This window comes from Cryobacterium sp. Y57, from assembly GCF_002929505.1.
Lineage (GTDB): Bacteria > Actinomycetota > Actinomycetes > Actinomycetales > Microbacteriaceae > Cryobacterium.
Genome location: NZ_PJJL01000067.1, coordinates 166,487 through 184,390, shown reverse-complemented (window position 1 = coordinate 184,390; position 17,904 = coordinate 166,487). Strand labels below are relative to the sequence as shown.

Annotated in this window: 15 protein-coding genes, 1 tRNA gene and 1 pseudogene; 13 read left to right on the top strand and 4 right to left on the bottom strand. The window is 64.3% G+C overall.

The window, feature by feature from the left end; genetic code table 11:
• Window positions 1-54: 54 nt before the first annotated feature.
• From CXY72_RS20670 to CXY72_RS10480, 3 genes and pseudogenes are all read left to right on the top strand, one after another.
• Window positions 55-456 (top strand): annotated as a pseudogene (locus CXY72_RS20670) (FABP family protein); the annotation flags it as partial.
• Between the two features lie 213 nt (window positions 457-669).
• Window positions 670-1,878, top strand: coding sequence for a folate-binding protein YgfZ (locus tag CXY72_RS10485; protein ID WP_104127620.1), 1,209 nt, complete (start codon window positions 670-672; stop codon window positions 1,876-1,878).
• Window positions 1,879-1,908: 30 nt separating this feature from the next.
• Window positions 1,909-2,661, top strand: coding sequence for a phosphoglyceromutase (locus CXY72_RS10480; protein ID WP_104127619.1), 753 nt, complete (start codon window positions 1,909-1,911; stop codon window positions 2,659-2,661).
• Window positions 2,662-2,868: 207 nt separating this feature from the next.
• Here CXY72_RS10480 and phoU read toward each other — a convergent pair whose 3' ends face one another.
• Window positions 2,869-3,525: a phosphate signaling complex protein PhoU gene (gene phoU / locus CXY72_RS10475; protein WP_104127618.1), complete on the bottom strand. Its 657-nt coding sequence runs from the start codon at window positions 3,523-3,525 to the stop codon at window positions 2,869-2,871.
• Window positions 3,526-3,704: 179 nt separating this feature from the next.
• Between phoU and CXY72_RS10470 the strand changes: the two genes are divergently transcribed.
• Window positions 3,705-4,895: a cell wall metabolism sensor histidine kinase WalK gene (locus CXY72_RS10470; protein ID WP_104127617.1), complete on the top strand. Its 1,191-nt coding sequence runs from the start codon at window positions 3,705-3,707 to the stop codon at window positions 4,893-4,895.
• Window positions 4,892-5,575: a response regulator transcription factor gene (locus tag CXY72_RS10465; RefSeq protein ID WP_104127616.1), complete on the top strand. Its 684-nt coding sequence runs from the start codon at window positions 4,892-4,894 to the stop codon at window positions 5,573-5,575. Before CXY72_RS10470 ends, CXY72_RS10465 begins: the two co-directional genes overlap by 4 nt.
• A 61-nt stretch (window positions 5,576-5,636) precedes the next feature.
• On the opposite strand, the gene CXY72_RS10460 is transcribed toward CXY72_RS10465, so the two are convergent.
• Complete coding sequence (locus CXY72_RS10460; RefSeq protein WP_104127615.1) at window positions 5,637-6,170, bottom strand: hypothetical protein; 534 nt, start codon at window positions 6,168-6,170, stop codon at window positions 5,637-5,639.
• A gap of 177 nt (window positions 6,171-6,347) precedes the next feature.
• Between CXY72_RS10460 and CXY72_RS10455 the strand changes: the two genes are divergently transcribed.
• From CXY72_RS10455 to CXY72_RS10435, 5 genes are all read left to right on the top strand, one after another.
• Entirely contained in the window at window positions 6,348-6,830 is a 483-nt protein-coding gene (locus CXY72_RS10455; protein ID WP_104127614.1) for a CarD family transcriptional regulator, read from the top strand.
• Between the two features lie 123 nt (window positions 6,831-6,953).
• Window positions 6,954-8,339, top strand: coding sequence for a 2-C-methyl-D-erythritol 4-phosphate cytidylyltransferase (gene ispD / locus CXY72_RS10450; protein ID WP_104127613.1), 1,386 nt, complete (start codon window positions 6,954-6,956; stop codon window positions 8,337-8,339).
• Window positions 8,336-9,751, top strand: a complete 1,416-nt coding sequence (cysS, locus tag CXY72_RS10445) for a cysteine--tRNA ligase (RefSeq protein WP_104127612.1) — start codon at window positions 8,336-8,338, stop codon at window positions 9,749-9,751. The genes ispD and cysS overlap by 4 nt, the downstream gene beginning before the upstream one ends.
• Window positions 9,751-10,884, top strand: a complete 1,134-nt coding sequence (gene rlmB, locus CXY72_RS10440; RefSeq protein ID WP_104127611.1) for a 23S rRNA (guanosine(2251)-2'-O)-methyltransferase RlmB — start codon at window positions 9,751-9,753, stop codon at window positions 10,882-10,884. The genes cysS and rlmB overlap by 1 nt, the downstream gene beginning before the upstream one ends.
• A gap of 208 nt (window positions 10,885-11,092) precedes the next feature.
• On the top strand, window positions 11,093-12,079 hold the full coding sequence (locus CXY72_RS10435; RefSeq protein WP_104127610.1) for a type IV toxin-antitoxin system AbiEi family antitoxin domain-containing protein: 987 nt from the start codon (window positions 11,093-11,095) through the stop codon (window positions 12,077-12,079).
• A 172-nt stretch (window positions 12,080-12,251) separates the two neighbouring features.
• Here CXY72_RS10435 and CXY72_RS10430 read toward each other — a convergent pair whose 3' ends face one another.
• Both CXY72_RS10430 and CXY72_RS10425 read right to left on the bottom strand, forming a co-directional pair.
• Window positions 12,252-13,568: a DUF4032 domain-containing protein gene (locus CXY72_RS10430; RefSeq protein ID WP_104127609.1), complete on the bottom strand. Its 1,317-nt coding sequence runs from the start codon at window positions 13,566-13,568 to the stop codon at window positions 12,252-12,254.
• A gap of 68 nt (window positions 13,569-13,636) precedes the next feature.
• Window positions 13,637-14,734 (bottom strand): ABC transporter ATP-binding protein, encoded by a 1,098-nt coding sequence (locus tag CXY72_RS10425; RefSeq protein ID WP_104127608.1) that lies wholly within the window; start codon window positions 14,732-14,734, stop codon window positions 13,637-13,639.
• Between the two features lie 211 nt (window positions 14,735-14,945).
• On the opposite strand from CXY72_RS10425, the gene CXY72_RS10420 reads away from it, so the two are divergent.
• The 3 genes from CXY72_RS10420 (at window position 14,946) to CXY72_RS10410 (ending at window position 17,856) form a co-directional block, all read left to right on the top strand.
• On the top strand, window positions 14,946-15,860 hold the full coding sequence (locus CXY72_RS10420) for a thioredoxin domain-containing protein (protein WP_104127607.1): 915 nt from the start codon (window positions 14,946-14,948) through the stop codon (window positions 15,858-15,860).
• A 114-nt stretch (window positions 15,861-15,974) separates the two neighbouring features.
• Window positions 15,975-16,050: transfer RNA gene (locus CXY72_RS10415), tRNA-Thr, on the top strand.
• Window positions 16,051-16,260: 210 nt separating this feature from the next.
• The gene (locus CXY72_RS10410) at window positions 16,261-17,856 is read left to right on the top strand and encodes an ABC-F family ATP-binding cassette domain-containing protein (RefSeq protein WP_104127606.1); all 1,596 of its coding nucleotides are present in this window, start codon (window positions 16,261-16,263) and stop codon (window positions 17,854-17,856) included.
• The last annotated feature ends 48 nt before the right edge of the window (window positions 17,857-17,904 follow it).

Below are 17,904 nucleotides of genomic sequence, written 5' to 3'. Positions count from 1 at the left end.
GCCGCCGGCGTGGTCCCCGCGCTGCCCCAAGCGCTGCCTCCCGAGATGATGTCCGACGAGAAAACACCGTTGGTCACCGAAACCGGATACTGGCGGCTCAGCCGTCATCAGGGTGACGGCGACCCCGGCCCCGGCATGCTGCCCGGCACGGGCGAGCGTCCGTTCACCTCGGCTGCCGCCGTTGAAACGCTGCGCAACAGTGATGGCGGCTTCGATATTGAGGTCACCCTCGTGCACCCCGGTGGTGTCGCCGAGCTCTACCTGGGTCAGGTCACGGGCCCGCGCATCGATCTCGCGACGGATGCCGTGCTCCGCACAGCGGGCGCCAAGCCCTACGCTGCTGCCACGCGCCTCTACGGCCTGGTCGACAACCACCTGCTCTGGGCCTGGGACATCGCCGCCCTCGGCCAGGAGCTGCGCACCCACGCCTCCGGCCGCCTGGCCCGAGTGCAATAGCCCCCACCGCTCTTTCTGGGACGGGGCCCGGGCCCCGTCCCAGGCCCAGTTTATAAACTGGGCCCACGTTCATAAGGTGGGCCCAGTCGCGCGGTGAAGTCCGTGTGCCCGCCCCTTCACCGAATAAATCGCGTAGTCGTACTGTTGATAGTGCTGGCCCACGCATCGAAGCACGATCGCCGCCCACAACCCGGGCCGGCAGAATTGAGCGACATGACTGACCCGGCCCCAACTTCCTCCCCGCTGCTCGGCCTGCCCGGCGCGGTGCAAGCCCAAGGCATCGACACCGGCGTCGCCGCACACTACGGCAACCCCATGATCGAGCAGCGCACGCTCGCTGCCGGCAGCTCCATCGTCGACCTGTCCCACCGCGGCGTGCTCTCCGTCGCCGGCCCCGACCGCCTCACCTGGCTCAATTCCATCGCCAGCCAGGAACTGAAAAGCCTTGCACCGGGCGAATCCACCGAGATGTTGCTGCTCGACCCCACTGGACGTCTCGAATACGCCATCCGCGTGCTCGACGACGGCGTCGAGACCTGGCTTCTGATCGAGGCAGCCGAGCTGCCCGGCCTCCAGAAATTCCTCGACCGCATGAAGTTCATGCTGCGCGTACAGGTCGTCGACCACACCCTCGCTTACGCCACGATCGGCGCCATGACGGATGCTCCCGCCACCCTCGGCATCGCTCCCGCAGCCCCGAACGACGTGCCCCTGACCTGGCTGGACCCATGGGCCGAAGTCGCCCGCGGCGGCTACCAGTACGCCGAAACCCCTGAGCACCCCGGAACCCACTGGACCTACACGGAAACCCTCGTGCCCCGGACCAGCCTGCCGGCCCTGCGCGATGCCCTGGCCGCTGGAACCGTGACCGTCACGCCCACCGGCGCCGCAGCTACCTCGTCCGTGAAACCCGCAGGACTCCTCGCCCTCGAAGCGCTGCGCATCGCCGCCTGGCGGCCGCGCCGGGCCCGCGAGGTCGATGAGAAGAGCATCCCGCACGAACTGGACTGGCTGCGCACCGCCGTGCACCTGAGCAAAGGCTGCTACCGCGGGCAGGAAACCGTCGCGAAGGTGCACAACCTCGGCCACCCGCCGCGCCGGCTGGTCATGCTGCACCTCGACGGATCAGAGGGTGTGCTACCTTCCCCCGGCGACCCGGTCCAGGCCGATCGCGTCAGGCCCGAGCAGGAAGCCGAGCGGGTCACCGTCGGCGTCATCACCTCGAGCGGAATCCACTACGAGCTCGGGCCGATCGCGCTCGCGGTGATCAAGCGCACCATTCCGGCTGCGTCGACGCTGTACGTCGCCTCCGAGGGGATCTCCATCTCGGCCAGCCAGGAGATTATCGTGCCGCAGTCGGCCGGGTCCGTCGCTGACATCCCCCGTCTGCCTCGCCTGGGCATCCGTACCCCCGGTCACTGAGTCCACCCCGCCGCTCGATAGAGTGGGCACATGCCTGCCCCCTACACACTCGTCCTTCTCCGCCACGGCCAAAGCACCTGGAACCAGCAGAACCTGTTCACCGGCTGGGTCGATGTGCCCCTGAGTGAGCAGGGTGCTGGCGAAGCCGCGCGCGCCGGCACGCTGCTGCGGGATGCCGGCCTGCTGCCCGACCTGCTGCACACCAGTCTGCTCTCCCGCGCCATCCAGACCGCGAATCTCGCGCTCGACGAGGCCGGCCGCTCGTGGATCCCGGTGAGGCGTTCCTGGCGCCTCAATGAACGCCACTATGGCGGGCTGCAGGGCCTGGACAAGGCCGCGACTCAGGCGAAATTCGGCCAGGAACAGTTCATGCTCTGGCGCCGCTCCTACGACACCCCACCGCCCGTGCTCGACGACTCGAGCGAGTTCTCGCAGGCGCACGACATCCGCTACGCGGGCCTCGGCGCCGACCTGCCCCGCACCGAGTGCCTCAAAGATGTTGTCGAGCGGATGCTGCCCTATTGGCAGTCCGACATCGCGCCCGATCTGCGCGCGGGCAAAACCGTACTGGTCACCGCACACGGCAACTCCCTGCGCGCCCTGGTCAAGCACCTCGACGGAATCAGCGACGCCGACATCGCCGAGCTGAACATCCCCACCGGAATTCCGCTCGTCTACCAGCTCGGCGAAGACCTCATGCCGCTCGCACCGGGGGAGTACCTCGACCCCGAAGCTGCTGCGGCCGGCGCGGCCGCTGTGGCCGCCCAGGGCAACACTAAGTAGCCTCCGCACCCACGCGACAGGCCCGGTGCGCACCGGCTTATTCCCATAACTCCTGCAAATCCTTCGACGCCGCAGCACGTCCCGCGTGATTACGCGGTCGGCACGCTGTCGGCGATGAAATTGCAGGAGTTATGCGAACCTGGCCGCAGCGAACCTACAAAAAAGGCCCCGGAAGCGGATGCTCCGGGGCTTTTCTTGATCACGAACTCAGGCGCTGTCGTCCTGGTGCCAGGCGCCCGTGCCGAGGTATTGCACCTTTTTGGCGATGGAGACTGCGTGGTCAGCAAATCGTTCGTGGTACCGGCTGGCCAGGGTCGCGTCGACCGTGTCGGCGGCTAGTCCCTTCCAGGTTTCGCCGAGCACGGCGTCGAACACGCTCAGGTGCAGGGCGTCGACCTTGTCGTCTTCGTTGCGAATCCTGTCGGCGAGCTGCATGTTTTGGTTGGTGAGCAACTCGGTGAGCATGTTCGCGATGACCACGTCAAGGGCGCCCATCTCGGCGAAGGTGCTGCGCAGACCCTTGGGGATGACCTTGTCGGGAAACCGGTACCGGGCCAGCTGGGCGATGTGGGTGGCGAGGTCGCCCATCCGCTCGAGAGAGGCGCTGATGCGCAAGGCGCTGACCACGATGCGCAGGTCGCGGGCGACCGGCTGCTGGCGCGCAAGAATGGTGATGGCGAGCTCATCGAGTTCAACGGTGAGTTCGTCGATCTTCTCGTCTTCGGTGATGGCCTCTTCGGCCAGACTCACGTCGCTCTCATTGAAGGCGCGTGTTGCTTTGTCCATAGAAATCGCGACGAGCCGGGCGATATCGACGAGTCGCTGTTGAACTTCGGCGAGTTCCTGTTGGAATACATCGCGCATGGGGTGATCCTTCCGGCCGCGCGAACACGCACGATCTGTGTGACCAGCCTTGGCCACCGGTATATGGTGTCGAATTTAGGTTAACGGCAGGTGCCGCCCACTTGAACACTAACTAAAGTACAGGGCCCGGCGCAGATGCGTTGCGAACGAGGGACGAATACTGTCAGTAATCTGTAGAGATGGAATCGACGTGGCTGCTATTGCTGTCGCTGGCACTCGGGCTCGGTGTCGGCGCCGGTTTCGTGTCGCTCATACACGTCGCCGAGCATCACGGCCGCCGCGCAGCGGATGTCGTCAACCCCGCTGTGCCCGACGGTATCGATCAGGTGCTCGACGCCCTCGAGACCGCCGGTGTCGTGCTCGACCCGTCGAACAACGTCATCAAGACCAGCCCGGGTGCTCTCAGTCTGGGCTTGGTCTGGAACCAGCAGCTGGTGCACCCCGAACTGCTCGAACTCGCCCGTCGGGTGCGGCAGACCGGCGAGCCGATCTCCGAAGACCTGGTGCTCTCCCGCGGCCCGTTCGGCGACGCGAGCATGCGCTTTCGGGTGCGCCTGGCCCGACTCGGCACGCGATATGTACTGTTGTTGGCGGAGGACCGCACCGAAGCCTTTCGCCTCGACGAGGTGCGCCGCGACTTCGTGGCCAATATCAGCCACGAACTGAAGACCCCCATCGCCTCCGTCGGTCTGCTCGCCGAGGCTCTCAACCAGGCAGCGGATGAACCGGAGCAGGTTCGCCGCTTTGCCAACCGGTTGACGACAGAGTCGGCGAGGCTCGGCCGCCTCACCCAGGAGATCATCGAGCTGTCCCGACTGCAGGCGCAGGATGCCCTCGCGGAACCGGAGATTCTCAGTGTCGATGACATCGTCGCCGCAGCGGTCGATCAAAGTCGGGTCGTCGCCGAGGCCGAGCGCATCACGATCGTCATCGGCAAGAAGTCCGGGGCCCGGGTGTTCGGTGACGAAGCTTTACTCACCGTCGCCGTGCATAACCTCGTCACAAACGCGGTGAACTATTCCCTTGAGGGGTCGCGAGTCGGCGTCGGCGTGCGCCTGCAGAAGGGCATCGTCGAGATCACCGTGACCGACCAGGGAGTCGGCATCGCCGAGAGCGACATAGACCGGGTGTTCGAACGCTTCTTCCGCGTCGACCAGGCTCGATCGCGGCATACCGGTGGGACAGGCCTCGGCCTGTCCATTGTCAAGCACGTCGTGCAAAACCACGGCGGCGACATTCGCGTCTGGTCGCAGCCCGGCAGCGGATCCACTTTCACCATCCGCCTCCCGGAGGCGGCTGCACCAATCATCGAACCACGCCCGAATAAACCGCGAACGGTCGCTCGTGCGGCCGCAGGAGACACACTATGACACGCATCCTCTTAGTTGAAGACGAGAGCGCCCTGAGCGAACCGTTGAGCTTTCTGCTTGAGCGCGAGGGCTATGAGGTCGTCGTCGCCGAAGATGGACCGAGCGCGATCAATGAGTTCGACCAGAACGGCACCGACCTCATTCTGCTCGATCTGATGCTGCCCGGCATCCCGGGCACCGAGGTGTGCCGAGAGATTCGAACCCGGTCGACCGTACCCATCATCATGCTCACCGCAAAAGATTCCGAGATTGACATCGTGGTTGGTCTCGAGCTCGGAGCTGACGACTACGTCACCAAGCCGTATTCCACCCGCGAACTGGTCGCCCGCATTCGTGCGGTGCTGCGTCGGCACGAGGATCAGAGTGCGGCTGACGTGGACACCATGCTCACGGCTGGCACCGTGAGCATGGACGTGGAACGGCACGCCGTGGCGGTTTCCGGCGAGCTCGTGAACATGCCGTTGAAAGAGTTCGAATTGCTCGAGTTCCTGCTGCGAAACGCCGGTCGCGTGCTGACCCGCGGCCAGCTCATCGACCGAGTCTGGGGTACCGACTACTTTGGTGACACGAAAACGCTCGACGTGCATATCAAACGCATCCGCTCACGCATCGAGGCAGCGCCATCCGAGCCGGTCATGCTCGTTACCGTGCGCGGTCTCGGCTACCGGTTCGAAGCCTAGGGAGAAACGAGACAGGCCGCCGTCCCTGAGGGATGGCGGCCTGTCTCGTCTGTTGCGCGGGTTAGGCGGAAGGCGTGGTCGTGGGGGTCGGTGCTGCTGTGGGGGTCGGTGTCACGGTCGGCGCTGGCGTAGGCAGAAGAGTCGAGTACTCACTCTGGGCGCCGGAAAGAACGGGCAGCAAAAGCTCAATACCGGTCTCTTCTCCGTACTGGAAGAACACCGGAAACAGCGAACCAGGCTGGCTGGCCATGTTTTCCAGCACCACCGAGGGGGCGCCCGCTGTGCCGAACGTCACGGTCGTGTTGGCCTCGACCGGCACCTGCTGCGACACCTTTCCGGTGCTCGACTCGTACTGCACGAGCAGGGTCTGCAGGGCGTCTGTGGGGTTCACGACGGAGACGACCAGATTCGCCAGTTCTCCGTCGGTAGAGATCAGCAGAGCGTTGCGAATGTGAATCTCGCCCACATCGCCACTGACGCCGTCACTCGCGTTGTAGGCGATCGAGGTGGCCGGGGGTGCGAAAAACCCGCACGCGCTCGTGCCCAACAGAATGCCAGCCGCCAATACAACGGATGCAGCGATGCGCGCTCTCACAAAACCTCCACTACTGAAGCAGCGTTCGACGGTGGGCCGACGCTGCAGAATTCCCTGTGCTATTAGCTTAGCGGCGAGTTCAGGGGCGCGACTGTCGTCGACGTGCCTCGCGGGGGCGCGCGAACTCTAGCACCTCTTGGCTGTGGTAAACTCAAGTCCGCTGAAGGGACCACATCCATGTTGTTTGAGGTTGGCGAGACCGTCGTATATCCCCACCATGGCGCGGCGATGATCACCGAGGTGAAAACCCGCATCATCAAGGGTGAAGAAAAGCTGTACCTCAAGCTGAACGTCACCCAAGGGGATCTGACGATCGAAGTTCCCGCAGAAAACGTTGATCTCGTCGGTGTACGCGATGTTATCGGCCAAGACGGCCTCGACAGGGTTTTTGAAGTGCTGCGGGCACCGTTCACCGAGGAACCCACCAACTGGTCCCGCCGGTACAAGGCTAATCTCGAAAAGCTGGCCAGCGGCGATGTGATCAAGGTATCCGAGGTGGTGCGCGATTTGTGGCGTCGCGACCAAGACCGCGGCCTGTCCGCGGGTGAAAAGCGGATGTTGGCCAAGGCTCGCCAGATTCTGATCAGCGAGTTGGCCTTGGCAGAAAAAACCGACGAAGAGAAAGCTTCCACCGTTCTCGACGAGGTCCTCGCTTCCTGAATTTTTCGAGCCCAGCTTCATCAATGTGCTTCGTAAGAGGCGGCGCCGACCGGCGTCGCCTTTTTGCTTGCTTGTCCCGACCATGCTCTCCAGCCCTACCCTTCGGATAGATACCCTCCAGATATGACTGATTCACCTGCATTAGCCGCTGCGCCCACGGTCGCCGTCATCGTCGTAGCCGCCGGAAGTGGTTCCCGCCTCGGTCACGTCGAACCCAAAGCATTCGTCCTGCTGCAGATGCGCCCCCTCCTGGATCGTGCTTTGGAGGCGATCTTCACAATGCGTGAAGCGGTGCAGATCATCGTGGTTGCCCCCATCGACAAGCTGACGGATGCCCGACGCATCGCCGCTTCGGTCTCCGCTCGTCACGAGGCGCCCGACACCACCGCTCCGCCCGTGCCCAGTCCCACCGCCACGACCAGCAGTATCACCGCGCCTCCTTCGCGCACGGTCACCATCATCGAAGGCGGGCGCACCCGGCAGGACTCGGTCGACCGCGGCATGAGTGCGCTGATGCCGAGCATCGACATCGTGCTCGTGCACGACGCCGCGCGCGCACTCACCCCTGCCGCCCTCTGCGACGAGGTTGTCGCCGCGGTGCGTTCCACCGGACACGGCATTATTCCGGGGCTGCCCCTGGTCGACACCATTAAGCGCATTGCTCATTCCGGCGCCATCCTCGGAACCGTCGATCGTTCCGAGCTCTCCGCGGTGCAGACCCCGCAGGGTTTTCCGCGCTCGATGCTTGCGGATGCCCACGCCCAGGCCGCGCAGAACGGCCGGTTCGAAGCCCACACCGACGATGCGGCCCTCGTCGCCGACGCCGGACTCCCGGTGAGCGTCATTGCCGGCCATCCGCTCGCCTTCAAGATCACGACCCCCGAAGACCTCGAACGTGCCGAGGCCATCCTGCACGCGGCGAGTGCGTCCCCGACGCCCGCCGGGCTCCTTCCGCGCATCGGTAGCGGCCTCGACGTGCACTCGTTCGCTACCGACGCCACCACGGAGCTCTGGCTGGCCGGGTTGTTTTGGCCAGGGGAATGCGGCCTGAGCGGCCACAGCGACGGCGATGTCGTCGCGCACGCTATCTGTGATGCCATACTCGGCGCCGCCGGACTGGGGGATATCGGCAGCGTTTTCGGCACGGCCGACCCCCGGTTCACCGATGCACACGGCGAGATTTTCCTCACCGAAACCGTGCGCCTGGCCGCCGCCGCCGGTTACCGCATCGGCAATGTGTCGGTGCAGGTCATCGGCAATCGCCCCAGGTTTTCGCCGCGTCGGGGCGAAGCAGAAACGCTACTCGCCGGCATCCTCCTGGCACCGGTCAATATTGCCGCGACGACGACCGACGCGCTCGGCTTCACCGGCCGCGGTGAAGGTGTGGCGGCGACGGCTGCCGCGTTGCTCTATCCCGCGCCTCGCGCAGGTCGATTCATCGGGCAGCCGGCCGCGCCCGCGCCCCGGCCCGAGCCGGGTCAGAGCCCTGACCTAAACTGGGAGACGTGACCATGCAACTCTACGATTCGAAGGCGCAGGCCTTGCGTGACTTCGTCCCCCTCGAAGCGGGCCAAATCTCGATGTACGTGTGTGGACCCACCGTGCAGTCCAGCCCGCACATCGGTCATCTGCGCAGTGCCCTGGTCTACGACCAGCTTCGTCGCTGGCTCAGTTACCGCGGACTGAACGTCACGTTTGTGCGCAACGTCACCGACATCGATGACAAGATTTTGATCAACGCGAAAGGATCGAGCGAGCAGTGGTGGGCCCTGGCCTATCGTTACGAGCTCGAGTTCACCGCCGGCTACCAGCGGCTCGGCATTCTCGCTCCCACCTACGAGCCGCGGGCGACGGCGAGCATCACCGAGATGCAGACCCTCATCACTACCCTGATCGAGCGTGGTCACGCCTATGCCGCCCCCGATTCGTCCGGCGACGTCTACTTCGACAGTGCGAGCTGGGCGGCCTACGGCGCCCTCACCCACCAGTCGCCCGGCAATATGGAAGCGGCAGCGGACGCCTCCCCCCGCGGCAAGAAAGACCCGCGCGACTTCGCCCTGTGGAAGGGTTCCAAGGCCGGCGAGCCCGCCTCCGCCGCCTGGATCTCGCCCTGGGGGCAGGGCCGTCCGGGCTGGCACATCGAGTGCTCCGCTATGGCCGCCCGCTACCTCGGCGAGCACTTCGACATTCACGGCGGCGGCCTCGACCTGCGGTTTCCGCACCACGAGAACGAGCTCGCTCAGTCCAACGCGGCCGGCAGCGACTTCGCGAACTACTGGGTGCACAACGGCCTGGTGAACGTGAACGGTCAGAAGATGTCGAAGTCGCTCGGCAACTCGGTGTTCGCGGCCGAACTGCTCAGCCAGGCCCGCGCCATCGTCGTGCGCTATTTCCTCGGCGCTGCCCACTACCGCTCCACCATCGACTACAACGACGGCTCGCTGCTCGAGGCTGAAGCTGCGCTCGAGCGCGTCGAAAGTTTTCTCGATCGTGCCGACCGAAGGCTCGCCGGAACCCGATTCGCCGGAACCGGCGTCGAGATCGTGCCGGATGACTTCGCCGCGGCCATGGACGACGACCTCGCCGTTCCGCAGGCGCTCGGCGTACTCCACGACACCGTGCGCGCCGGCAACGCTGCGCTGGATGCCGAAGACCTGCACGCTGCGGCATCCGCTCGCAGTGAAGTACTCGCGATGAGCGAAGTACTGGGAATCAACCCTTTGTCGCCCGGCTGGGCCGTGGCGACGGACGAACCGGCCATGGTGGCCCTGAGCGCGTTGGTCGAGCGACTGCTCAGCGACCGCAACCTCGCCAGGGAAAACCGCGACTACGCGGCCGCAGACCGAATCCGGGACGAACTCGTCGCCGCCGGAATCACCATCGAAGACACCCCGTCGGGTGCCCATTGGAGCTTTGACTGATGAAGAACTTAGACCGCAAATCGCGCACCGGATCGGTGCGTAAGGGTAGCCGCGGAGCCCAGGTCGGCTCCGGCGGCCAAGGGCGTCAGGCGCTCGAGGGTAAAAAGCCCACTCCCAAGGCCGAAGACCGTCCGTACCACCCCGCCGGTAAGCGCAAGGCTGCGGCCGAGCGGTTCACCGCGGCCGGCGGCTTCAACTCGCGCCCCGCTACGGATGCTTCCGCCAACCGTGGCGGAGCGCGTGGCGGTACCCCTCGTGGCGGCGCCCGCGGCGCCTCGCAGGGTGCACCCCACCGCGGCACGGGCAACACCGGCGGCGGCGGGTCTTCGACTCGTCGAGCCAAGCAGATCGACGAGCACGAGATTGTCACCGGCCGCAACTCGGTGCTCGAAGCACTGCGGGCGAAGATCCCCGCGCTGACGCTGTACATCGCCGCGCGCATCGAAATGGATGAACGGGTCAAAGAGGTGCTGCTCATGGCGACGAGCCGCAACATCCCCATCCTCGAGGTCATGCGCCCCGAACTCGACCGGCTCGCCGGTCGTGACGCCGTGCACCAGGGGCTCGCGCTCAAGGTTCCCGCCTACGAGTACGCGCACCCGATGGAGTTGCTCGAACTGACCATCAGCCGCGGCCACAAGCCGTTGTTCGTGGCCCTTGACGGCATCACGGACCCGCGCAACCTGGGTGCGATCATCCGCTCGACCGCTGCGTTCGGCGGCCACGGAATCATCGTGCCGCAGCGTCGCTCGGTCGGCGTGACCGCCTCGGCCTGGAAGACCAGCGCCGGAGCGGCCGCCCGCACCCCCGTTGCCATGGCGAGCAACCTCACCCAGACCCTGAAAGCGCTCAAAGCGCAGGGCGTGTTCGTGCTCGGTCTCGACGGCGACGGTGACGTGTCGCTGCCCGACCTCGGCACGGGCTTCGCCGAGCGCCCCGTCGTGATCGTCGTCGGCAGCGAGGGCAAGGGGCTGTCGCGCCTCGTCACCGAGACCTGCGACGCGATCGTCTCGATTCCCATCAGCGCCGCGACCGAGTCGCTCAACGCCGGAATCGCTGCCGGAGTCACCCTGTACGAGGTGGCGCGCCTGCGTGCCCAGATCAAGCAGGCCAAGGCCGCCGCGAAGCTCTAGCCCCGCTCCTTCTCGGATGGGGCCCGGGCCCCGTCCGTGGGCCCAGTTTATAAACTGGGCCCACGGTCATAAGGTGGGCCCGGTGGCCATCGCGATTGACTGAACGTTCCCGACCAGTGCCCGCCCTCCACAGCGGATGCTTCTGTCCGCTTTCCACAGATCACTCGACGTCACTCCTTCCAGGTCCTGAGCATGATGACAATTGGTCATGCTTGACCTTCTGGATGTTCCAAGCGCCCACAACGACGGCCTAATTCTCGCCGAGTCCCTGTGGGCGGCGGGGCTAAACACGCGGGCCGTGCGCGCACTGCTTGCGAATGGTGATCTGGTACGCATCCGTCGTGGAGTCTATGCCGTGGGGGACACCTGGCGCAGGGCCGAGAGCGACGATCATTATCGACTCTTCGTTCGTGCCACCGTGGTCACGGCCAAGGAACCGCTTCTCCTTTCCCATCTGTCGGCGGCGGCACTTTATAATCTGCCCATCATCGGACCTTGGCCCAACGTCGTGCACGCGATCAACAACGACACGGCCGGGGGCAGCAGCGCCCGATTCACCACGAGCCACCGCAGCGTGGTTGAGCCGGAGCCGGTCACGATAAACGGATGCGCCGCTACCACCCTCGCGCGCACCCTCATCGATGTGGCGGCAACGTCAAGCTTTCTCGTCGGCGTCACGATGATGCACCATGCCCTGCGCGTGGAGCAGGAGCGCGGGCAGCGGGAACGCCGGCAGGGCAGCATCAGCGCTCCGGTACTCTGCAAAGACGACCTCTACGCCGAACTAGCGATGGTGCATCCCAGACGCGGAGGCCCGCAGGTGCGTCGGGTCATAGAATTCGCGAATTCGTTGTCTGCCAATCCGGGCGAGTCGTTGAGCCGGGTACGCATAGCCGAGCTGGGCTTCTCGATACCCGAACTTCAGGTGCGCTTCGTCGTGCAGGGCCGAGAATACTGGGTCGACTTCTTCTGGCGCGGTGTGCGCAAGATCGGCGAATTCGACGGCAAAATCAAGTACACCCGGGGTGCGCTATTGGGCGACCGTCACCCGGGCGACGTGGTCGTCGCCGAGAAGAATCGAGAGAATCTCCTGCGTCCTGAAGTCACCAGCTTCGACCGCTGGGACTGGGACACGGCCTACTCTCCCCGCTTATTCTACGAATTCATGATTCAGCACGACATTCCGCGCGCCTAAACCTGCAGCGGATGCGCCCCGCGCGTACCCTGAGCGGCGCGAATTCCCGTCGTCACTGCGCCTGGGCCCACCCTGTGACCTGGGGCCCAGTTTGTAAACTGGGCCCGTGGACGGGGCCTGGGCCCCGTCCACGGGAGACGTGCTGAACGGGCTCGGGAAGCGACACAGCAGGCTAGACCTTGAGCATCCAGTCATCGGCATCGGCATCGTCCGGGTCGGCGGACGCGTCGTCGCCCAGCTGCACGCGAATTGGCAGGGTGATGGCTCCGGTGAGCGGGTCGATCACGGTCGCCTCGTCGCGGCGGTGGCGCAGCACGTCCTGCACGTACGAAGTGACGGCCTCGGCGAGCGGAATATCCCGCGACTGGTTTTGCGCCATGAACCAGCGGTGATCGAGCAACTGGTGAAACACCTCTGCCCGCTCGAGCTTGCCTCGCAACTCCTCGGGGATGGCGCGCACGACCGGTTCGAACACCCGCACCAGCCACTCGTGTGCGACCATTTCTTCGTCGGCTCCAGGGTCGCCGTAAGCAGCTCGATAAGAGTCGAGGTCGTTCAGCAGACGGCGGGCCTGATTTTCTTCCGCGTCGAGGCCGGTCAAGCGCAGGAGCCGGCGCTGGTGGTGGCCGGCGTCGACGACTTTCGGTTGGATGCGCACGCTCGAACCCGTGCTGTCGGTCTTGATAGCGAGTTCCTCGATGTCGAAACCGAGGTCGTTGAGACGTTCCACCCGCTGTGCAATTCGCCAGCGTTCGGAGTTGGAGAAGGATTCGGAGCCGGTGAGTTCCTGCCAGAGCAGCCGATAGGCCGCGACGATGCCGTTGCTGATGCGCACCGGGTCCAACTCGTCGGCGACGCGACCGCCGGCTTCCAGATCCATCAGCTCGCCGGCGATGTTCACCCGGGCAATTTCGAGGTCGTTCTCGCGCTGACCGTTCGAGAGCCCGCCCGAGTACAGCTGTCCCGTTTCAGCATCGACGAGGTAGGCGGCGAAGGCACCTGCGTCGCGACGAAATAAGGTATTCGAAAGTGAAACGTCGCCCCAGAAAAAACCGATCATGTGCAGGCGCACCAGTAGTACCGCGAGGGCATCGACCAGTCGGGTGGCGGTATCCGGGCGCAGTTCGTGCGAGTACAGCGCGCGGTACGGGAGTGAGAACTTGAGATGACGGGTAACCAGAACCGAATTAAGCGGGTCGAGCGCGGCATCCGTTCTGTCGGTGATGACGGCTACCGGCTCGACGCAGGGAATTTCCAGGTTGGCCAGGGTGCGCAACATGTCGTATTCGCGCTTGGCCATCTCGCTCGTGGTCTCCTTGATGGCCACCACCCGCCCGCTCAAGTGAGCGAACCGCACGAGGTGGCGCGAGATGCCCTTGGGCAGTGAGGCGATGTTCTCATTCGGCCAGGCGTCGAGGGGCAGCTGCCACGGCAGGTCGAGCAGGGCAGGATCGACCGTAGCCGAGATGATGTTGAGTGAACCGCTCATTATTTGACCCTAACAAACAACAAACGGCTGGCGGGAGCGCACTCCCGCCAGCCGTTTTACGATACTGACTAGTCGGTGACGGCGCCGCCGAGGCGCAGGCCGCTTTCAGCGTCGAACACGTGCAGGTGGTTCGGTGTGGCCGTGAGGTACACCGTTTCACCGGCGTTCGGGTGCGAACGGCCGTCGACGCGCGCGACGATGTCGGTGCGCTTGCCCTCGATCGTGGAGTGGCCGTAGAGGTAGCCGTCTGCGCCGAGTTCCTCAACCAGGTCGACCTCGATCTGCAGCCCTTCGCCGGCGGCGGACGACATCTGAATGTCTTCCGGGCGAATGCCAACGGTGACCTTCTTGCCGGTCGAGTTGGCGAGCGTCTCGCGCTGCACGGGAACGGTGGCCGTGCCGAACTTGATGCCGCCATCGACGGTGTCCGCGAGGAACAGGTTCATCGCGGGGCTGCCGATAAAACCGGCCACGAACACGTTCTGCGGCTTCGCGTACAGGTCGCGGGGCGAACCGACCTGCTGCAGGACACCATCCTTCAGGACCGCAATCCGGTCGCCCATGGTGAGAGCCTCGGTCTGGTCGTGGGTTACGTAGACGGTGGTGACGCCGAGCCGACGCTGCAACGAAGCGATCTGGGTGCGCGTCTGCACGCGCAGTTTGGCGTCGAGGTTGGAGAGCGGCTCATCCATCAGGAACACCTGCGGCTGACGAACGATCGCACGGCCCATGGCAACGCGCTGACGTTGGCCGCCGGAGAGTGCCTTCGGCTTGCGGCTGAGGTACGGTTCCAGATCGAGCAGTTTGGCCGCTTCGAGCACGCGGGCAGCGCGCTCGTCCTTGTTGATGCCGGCGATCTTGAGCGCGAAACCCATGTTCTCGGCGACGGTCATGTGCGGATACAGCGCGTAGTTCTGAAAGACCATGGCGATATCGCGGTCTTTCGGGGGAACATCCGTCACATTACGCTCGCCGATGAAGATATTGCCGTCGTTGACCTCTTCGAGACCGGCGAGCATGCGCAGTGACGTGGATTTGCCGCAGCCGGACGGGCCGACCAAGACCAGAAATTCGCCATCGGCGACTTGGAGGTCGAGTTGGTCAACAGCCGGCCTGGTGGACCCCGGGTACAGCCGGGTTGCCTTGTCAAAGGTCACTGAAGCCATAATTATTTCTCCTTCACCGGCAGGAACGTGCCGGACGATCCGTTGTGAGTAGGATTCATGCTTCGTGTGCCACAGCACGCGTTTCCATCAATATTACACGACGGATGCCCCGGCGCGGGCCCGCAGCCCGTTTGGTCGATTCCCAGTCACGGGTCCTACTATTTCAAAGGCGCCTTCACGCGCGCTCACTCTTTCTGGAAAGCGATTTTTTATGACTATTGGCGGATCAGGCGACGGCAGTCCTGCAAAAAACCGGCGGCGTGACGCCGCGCGGGTAAAAGCCAAGCAGCTTCGAGTCAGTCAAAAAAAGAAGGACCGCCGGAACAAGGTATTTTTGCAAGGCGGCATCGCGATCGCAGCCGTCGCGATCGTCGCATTGGTTTCTGTCATCATCGTGAATTCGATCAAACCGGCCGGTCCGGGCCCGAAGAACATGGCCAGTGACGGCGCTCTCATCGGCGAGGGAATGGTCACCACTCTGACACCCGCATTGCAGCCCGATGCGGAGCCGAAGCCGTCCAAGCGGGATACCACCGGCGCCGTGGCCAACATCCGGGTCTACGTCGACTACCTCTGCCCGCTCTGCGGCGACTTCGAGGACGCCAACAACGAACAAATCGCCCAGTGGGTCGACTCCGGCGCGGCAACAGTAGAAATCCACCCGGTGGCCATTCTCACGAGCAAATCCGCCGGCACCAAGTACTCCTTGCGCGCAGCGAACGCGACAGCGTGCGTTGCCAATTACTCACCGAATGATTTCTTCGCCTTCAGCTCAGCCCTGTTCGTCGACCAGCCGAAAGAAACATCGCCCGGCCGCAGCGACGACGAGATCAAAGACGTCGTTCGGAAATCCGGTGTGAGCACAGCCCTCTCCGACATCAATGCCTGTATCGAGGACGGCACCTACGAGTCGTGGGTCACAGCGGCAACCAACCGTGCGCTCGACGGTCCTATCCCCAATTCCTCGATGGAGTCCATCATCGGAACGCCGACCATTCTGGTCAACGGCAAGCCGTACACCGGATCGCTCGAAGACCCGAAAGAGTTCGCGTCCTTCGTGCAGGTGGCCCTCGGCGAGACGTATTCCACCTCGACGCCGACGCCAGATCCCACCCCCGCCGGGTAGAACGCCTCGTGACCGAAGCGGATGCTTCAACTCGCGCCACGCGCATCCGCTTGGCTGTTGCCCGTGGCAGCGCTGAAATCATTTAGGATAGTTGACTGAGGCCTCGCGTCTCATGCCGGCCTGGCGCAATTGGTAGCGCACCACTCTTGTAAAGTGGGGGTTACGGGTTCAAGTCCCGTGGCCGGCCCCACGACTCCTGCGCTAGAAGCGTGAGTGAGTTTCAGCCAAATTGGCGCTCGCCCGCGATGGGCCTGGCGCAGCGTAAGACACCGTGAGGGTGACGGCGATGCGTCATGGGTCTACCCGATGGCCCACGCCGCCGGGCAAAACAGGGTCGACACGTACACTGATGGCGGGGTTTTTAGGTGCGGATGCCCGCGCGCCCTGAGAGGAAACACGCATGAGTCTGATCCGGCTGAACGACGTCAGTATTCGCTTGGAGAACACGCAAATTCTGCGCGAAGCGTTCTTTCGCCTTGAACCCGGTGACCGGGTCGGCCTGATCGGCAAGAACGGCTCCGGCAAATCCACCATTCTCAAGCTCATCCTCGACCAGGTCTCGCCCGACACCGGCGAAGTCACGCTTGAAGACAATATCCGGGTCGGCTACTTCTCCCAGTTCTCAGAACTCAACGGCGCCCAAACCATCACCGAAGTGCTCGACGCATTGTTCGTGGACGTGAAAGCGATCGAGGCTGAACTCGCGGCGATCGACGCGGCAATCACCCTCGACGCTTCGGCCAGCGCAGAACTCGACCGGCTGATCACCCGGCAGGGCGAGCTATTCGAGGAGATGGACCGCCTGGACGGTTGGGACTACAAACGCCACATTGACACTGCGCTGACCACCCTCGGGTTCAACGAGGCGCACCGCGTCTGCACGATTGACGAGTTGTCCGGCGGCTGGCGCAACCGTGCGGCCCTGGCCAAGATCGTGCTCGAAGCCCCCGACGTGCTGCTGCTCGACGAACCCACCAACTATCTCGACGTGGCCGGCGTTGAGTGGCTGGAAGCCTGGTTTACGGGCTTCAAGGGTGCCGCCATCGTCGTCTCCCACGACCGCAAGTTTCTTGACGCCGTCGTCACCCGCATTATCGAGGTGGAAAACTTTCACCTGCACGAGTATCCCGGCAACTTCGGTGAGTACATCGTGCAGAAGCAGTTTCGGCTCAAGACTCTTCAGGCTCAGTTCGTGCACGAATCTGAGCTGCTTGCTTTCGAGGCCGAGGGCATCGCCGACCGTCGGGAAGCCGCCAAGGCGGAGAGCCGCCAGCTCGGCAACCAGCTGGCCCACATCAAAAAGTTGCGCACGCCGCGTCCCGTGGACCAGATCATCACCGAGATCTACGGTAATTTGCACGTCAAGGACGTGCTGTGTCGGGTCGACGGCCTCGCCAAGAGCTACGGCGACAAACTCTTGTTCGAAAACCTCAGCTTCGAGGTGCACCGCGGCAACCGCATCGTCGTACTCGGCAGCAACGGCAGCGGCAAAACCACCCTGTTGCGGGTGCTCACCGGTGAGGAGACGGCCGACCACGGCTCGGTCGCCTGGGCCAGCGGCGCCGGCGTCGTCTCGTACAATCACATTCTGGCCGAACTCGACGAGACCGACACCGTCAGCCATGCCGTCAACGCCCTGCCCGGCAGCCTCGCCCTCACCGCGACGAAAAAATCGGTCAACCGTTTTTTGACCATGTTCCAGTTCAGCGAGGCCGATCTCAAGCAGAAGATCGGTGCGCTCTCGGGTGGTCAGCGCGCCCGCGTGGCGATGGCCCAGTGTTTGCTTTCCGGAGCATCGGTGCTGCTGCTCGACGAACCGACCAACCATCTCGACATGTCGAGCACCCAGGTGATGGAACGCGCCCTCGTGCACTTTCCTGGTGCCGTCGTGGTGGTCAGCCACGACCGCTTCTTCACCGACAAGATCGCCAACCGCCGTCTGGTCTTCGGCAGCGACGGAGCGGCCCCCGGCCAGATCCAAATGCGCGCCGCTTGAGTCACCCCGCTCTGTCTTTCACGGACGGGGCCCGGGCCCGGACCATGG